The 4,756-nt window shown below is 71.7% G+C and carries 4 protein-coding genes; all 4 read right to left on the reverse strand.

What is annotated here, in order from left to right; all coding sequences use genetic code 11:
* Window positions 1–129 precede the first annotated feature (129 nt).
* Window positions 130–1,305: an RICIN domain-containing protein gene (locus ACFVYI_RS31810; protein WP_387892001.1), complete on the reverse strand. Its 1,176-nt coding sequence runs from the start codon at window positions 1,303–1,305 to the stop codon at window positions 130–132.
* Between the two features lie 44 nt (window positions 1,306–1,349).
* Window positions 1,350–1,877 carry a hypothetical protein gene (locus ACFVYI_RS31815; protein WP_387892002.1) on the reverse strand — a complete coding sequence of 176 codons (528 nt, stop codon included), beginning with the start codon at window positions 1,875–1,877 and terminating at the stop codon, window positions 1,350–1,352.
* A gap of 255 nt (window positions 1,878–2,132) precedes the next feature.
* The gene (locus tag ACFVYI_RS31820; RefSeq protein ID WP_387892003.1) at window positions 2,133–2,519 is read right to left on the reverse strand and encodes a hypothetical protein; all 387 of its coding nucleotides are present in this window, start codon (window positions 2,517–2,519) and stop codon (window positions 2,133–2,135) included.
* A gap of 108 nt (window positions 2,520–2,627) precedes the next feature.
* A partial coding sequence (locus ACFVYI_RS31825; protein WP_387892004.1) for an ALF repeat-containing protein occupies window positions 2,628–4,756 on the reverse strand: 2,129 nt, incomplete at its 5' end.

Consider the following 4,756-nt stretch of genomic DNA (forward strand, 5'->3'; position numbering starts at 1 on the left):
CGGCACTGGTGTTTCGTTGGGGTGTTTAGGGTGCTGGGGCGTGCACGGTCTGCTGCGGCACCCCGCCGGCCGCTCCACCGTGCCGGCCCGAGGGCTCGACGCCCCCGGTTCACCGGCACTCCGGTGCCGTCAGAGCGCCCAGACCTGGTCCGCGTACTGCGGGACGCAGTCGTACTGGGTCAGCTTGGAACCCGGGGAGGTGTCGCCCGACCACGCGACCAGGCAGCGGTTGCTGAAGGTGTTGCGGATCTGGTATCCCGTGGCGACCTTCTCCAGCTTCCACACCTGGTCGATGTACTGCGGGTCGCAGTCGGCCTGGACGACCGGGCCGCCGTTCTCCGGGTTCTGCCAGGAGGCCAGCATGCACTTCCCGGAGTTGACGTTGCGGATCTGGTAGCCGCCGCCCGCGACCTGCTGGAAGTCCCAGACCTGGTCGACATACTGGCGGTCGCAGTCGATCTGGGTGACCGGCGCGCCCCACTCCGGGGTCCGCCACGACACGTAGGCGCAGAGGCCGCTGAAGGTGTTCTTCACCGAGGCGGTGTGCAGCCGGGTGTCCAGCAGCCAGCCGGCCAGGTCGTCGACCCGGGTCTCCACGGCGCCGGTGCGGGTCTCGGTGCTGCCGAAGCAGCCGCCCTGCCAGGAGGTGCTGTGGACGGCGGCCAGCTCGACCGACCCGCCCACCTGACGCAGCGCCGGGCCACCGGCGTCACCCTTGCAGATCGCGTCCTTGCCGGCCGTCTTGCCGGCCAGCGCGACCGTGGTGGCGGTCGCGGACTGCACGGTGAACGAGGCACTGTGCAGGGCGAGCGGCGCCCACTCGTCCTTGGTCCGGCCGTAGCCGGTGGTGGTCAGGGTCTCACCGACCACCGGGGCGCCGCCGAGCCCGACGGTCGGGATGCCCTGGGCGGGCTTGGCCAGCCGGGCCAGCACCAGGTCGCGGTCGGCCCGGGGCACCAGCTGGGTGACCTCGGTGACGTGGCCCGCCGTGCCGGTCAGGTCGGTGCGCCCGACCGTGGCGACGGTCTTCAGCTTCGGCGCACCGGCCGCCAGGGCCAGCGGCTGGGCCGGGTCGTCGGCGAAGCAGCTGCTCGCGGTGAGCACCCAGTACGGGTCCACCAGCGCGCCGGTACAGGCGCGCTTGCCCTCCCCGATGTCGAGCTTGGTGGTGAAGGCGTGGTTGCCGTTCGGCACGGTGTCGCCGACGACGGCGTTGGCCGTTCCTCCGGTCAGCAGGCCGCCGACGACCGCCGCGGAGGCCAGCAGGCCGGTCATCCACGCGGCGCGCGGACGTGTGCGAAGCACGATGTGTCTCCCTGTCAGCAGAGCTGGAGGTGACGGCGGGGCCGTCACTTGGTGGTGGTGATCTCCAGCAGGGTGAACGGGCGGTGCTGCGGGTCGCCGATCTCGCCGACCCCGGTCCAGGCGTTCTTCGGCAGGTCGTAGGTCTTGCTGTCGACACCGGCCGCCATGGTCAGGTGGGCCGCGTAGTCGTTGGTGCTGACGCCGTAGACCGAGGGCAGTTCGAGGCTGAGGAAGCCGGTGGTGCCGGTGGTCTTGAAGCAGAAGCGGCCGCCGCCGACCTTGTCGATGTCCTGCATGCCGCGGGCGTTCACCTCCATCAGACCGGGGGTGCCGCAGGCCACCAGGACGATGTGGCCGTCGCCGCGGGTGAGCTTGATGCCGCGGTCCTTGAAGATCTGGTCTGCGCCCGGGTAGGCGTAGTCCTCGACGGCCGGCGGCGGCGGGGTGTCGTCGGCGGCCGTGACGGCCGAACCGGCCGGGGCGGCCGTGGCGGCGTTGGCGGTCACGACGCCGGACAGCGCGACCGCGCCCGCAATCGCGCCGACGGTGAACAGCCTGGTGATGGAACTCATGATATTGGCCCCCAATGTGCCGTCATTTACTGCAATTCGCTGTGGAATGCGAGCGCGGCGTGCGCATGAAACCCAGGTCGGGCGATGCTTTCGACCCCCCGCGCACTCCGACCGGGATCATTGCTATCACGAGCGGATGGATCTCGGGAAGATCAATTTGCCGCCCGCCGTCACACCACATTCACGGTTCGCATACGACTTGTGAATCCACGGAACAGACCGACTGGTCCCCGAACGGCACCGTCCGGAGCCGGACTACAGGGTGATCCACACCGCCAGGCCGCCGAGCAGTGTCGCGGCGATGCACATCTGGACGGTCATCGCGCGCGGCGGCTCGTTCTCCGACGTCGCGCCGTTCCGCTCCCGGTCCAGCAACCGCCGCGCCGTCTCCTTGCGGTGTCCCATCATGCCGACCGGGAACACCAGGACCGTGAGCGAGTACATCGCCAGGACGGCCTCGGGCGAGTAGTGCTTCGCCAGATACGCCAGCCCGCCGAAGAGCGCCATGGCGAACGGCGTCACGGACGCCTGGATCTTCAGCGACCGGGTGGGCATCCACGGCACCAGCAGCACCAGGAACGTCACCGTCACCAGCACCGCGATCAGCCACCACGCCACCGCGCCGAGCCCGAAAGGTTGCATTCCCATCCCCTGCCCCGGCCGTGGGGCCCGGGCGGACCCGGGCCCCACAGTCCTTGCTCGAATTCACGGACGCTCCGGTCCGCAGCCTATGCCGCGGACCGGATCAGATCACCAGGTGAAGAGGCCGACGATCGGCGAGACGATGTTGTGCCCCGCCTCGGCCGCCTTGGACGCGACGGACCGCGCCGCCTTCACGCCGGTCTCGGCCACGGCGCCGATCTTGTCGAGCTCCTTGATCGCCTTGCCGGCGCCCGCGCCGATGACCGAGAGCGCGACACCCGCGCAGGCGTTCTTGAAGTTCTGACCGCTCCAGTTGTCGGCCCAGCCGTAGACGCCGGCGCTGATCACACCGGTCACCAGGGACACCCCGCCGAAGAACACCCCCAGCGGTGCGGTGGCCGGGAAGAGCGAGAACCCGACCGCAAGGAACCCAGTCACGGTGCTCACGTGCCCCATCAGCAGGGCGAAGTCGTGCGCGCCCTGCTTGGGGTCGGTGCCCGGCGCGCCGTTCGCGGCCGGGGTCGCCGGGTTGGGCACCGAGTCGTTGGCCGTGGTGTTGGCCGGGTTGACGTGGTTGGCCTCGTTCGCCTTCGCCTGGGCGGCGGCAGCGGCAGCCGCGGCGGCCTGCTCCTGCTCCCGCTTCTGGGCGGCTATGGTGTGCGCCTCGCTGGCCGCCTGGGACGCGGCAGCCGCGTCCTTGCCCGCCGCGCTGGCACTCGCGGCCGCCTGGGCGGCCGAGGACTGCGCGCTCGCCGCCGAGCCGAGGGCCTGCTTCGCGGACGCGCTCGCCTGGTTGGCCGAGTAGTTAGCCTCGCGGTTGGCCGTCTGGGCGGTCGCCGCGGCGTTCTTCGCCGTCTGCGCGGACTGCGCGGCGGCGGCCGCCGAGGCGTTGGCCGCGTCGGCCTTGACGCGCGCGTCGGCCTTGTACCCTTCGGCCTCCTGGGCCGAGGCATTGGCCTTGTCCGCCCAGTCCCGTGCCTCCTGCGCGGCGTTGCGCGCGTTGGCCGCGACCTCGAACGCCAGCTGGGCGTTCTGGTTCGCGGTGGCCGCGTCCTTCGCCGCATTGGCGATCATGGTCAGGACCGAGGCCACGTGGGTGTCGGTGTCCTGGTCCAGCTGGGCCGCCTTGTACTGCACGGTCGTCACGAAGTCGTGCTGCATCCAGGCCGGCCCGGCCAGGGCGACCGTACCGGTGGCCTTCACGTTCGGACCGCCGTTGTTGACCGCCGTCAGGACGGCCACCCGGTCGTCCTCGGCCACGGCGTTCTCGTAGCGCTGGGTGAGGAAGGTCGACATCGCCTTCACGCTGCCGTCGTTGAGCGCGGCCGTGCCCTCGCGCTTGACGGCGGTACCGCCGGCGTTCATCAGGGTGAGGATCTGGACCCGGAAGTCCTCGGCCTGCACGTCCAGCGCGCCGCCGGTGAGGAACTTCTCCACCGCCGTCGGGTCGGTGCTCTCCAGCGTCTTCTGCGCGGCGGCCGACACCTTGGAATCGGCGATCGAGGCGACAAAGACGATCTTGTCACGGTCGTCCAGCCGCAGGCTGCGCCCGTAGTCGGACTTCGCCCACGCCACCACGGCCTGGTCGGTACCCGACAGCGCACTCTGCGCGGCGTCCCGGGTCCAGGAGCCGGAGGCCTTCAGTAGGTTGACCGCCGCCTTGCGGCCGAAGCCGGCCGCGGCAGCGACGTCCGTCACCGTGGCGGCCTTCTGGACCAGGTCCTTGGTCGCGGCGTCCTGAGTGCCGGCCTCGGTCTGCGCCTTGGCCGACCGGGCCTGGTCGGCCTGCTCCACCCTGGTGAGGGCGGCGGCCTCCTCGATGCCCAGCTGCTTGTCGGCCTCCAGCTTCGCCGCCTCGGCCTCGCGGGCCAGCTTCTCGATGTTCTGGGCCTGCGTGACCGCGTCGCTGGCGGTCTTGGCCGCCTCGATCGCGGCGTTCGCGTGGGCGGTCGCCAGGTTGGCCCAGTCCTGGGCCTGGCCCGCGGCGTTGGCCGCGTCCTCGGCCGCCTTCGCGGCCTTCTCGGCGTGGTCGGCGGCGCTGTTGGCCCGCACGTTCGCCTCGTTGGCGGCCGCGGCCGCCGAAGCGGCCAGGCTCTCAGCCCGGCCGGCGGCGGCGGTGGCCGAGTTGGCCGCGCTGCGGGCGGCGTCCGCGGCGGCCCGGGCCCGGGCGGCCTGGGTGCCGGCCGCGCCGGCCGAACCGCTCGCCTGGGCGCTGGCCTCGGCGGCGGACGCGGCGT

It is taken from the genome of Kitasatospora sp. NPDC058218 (genome assembly GCF_042882445.1).
Classification (GTDB): Bacteria; Actinomycetota; Actinomycetes; order Streptomycetales; family Streptomycetaceae; genus Kitasatospora.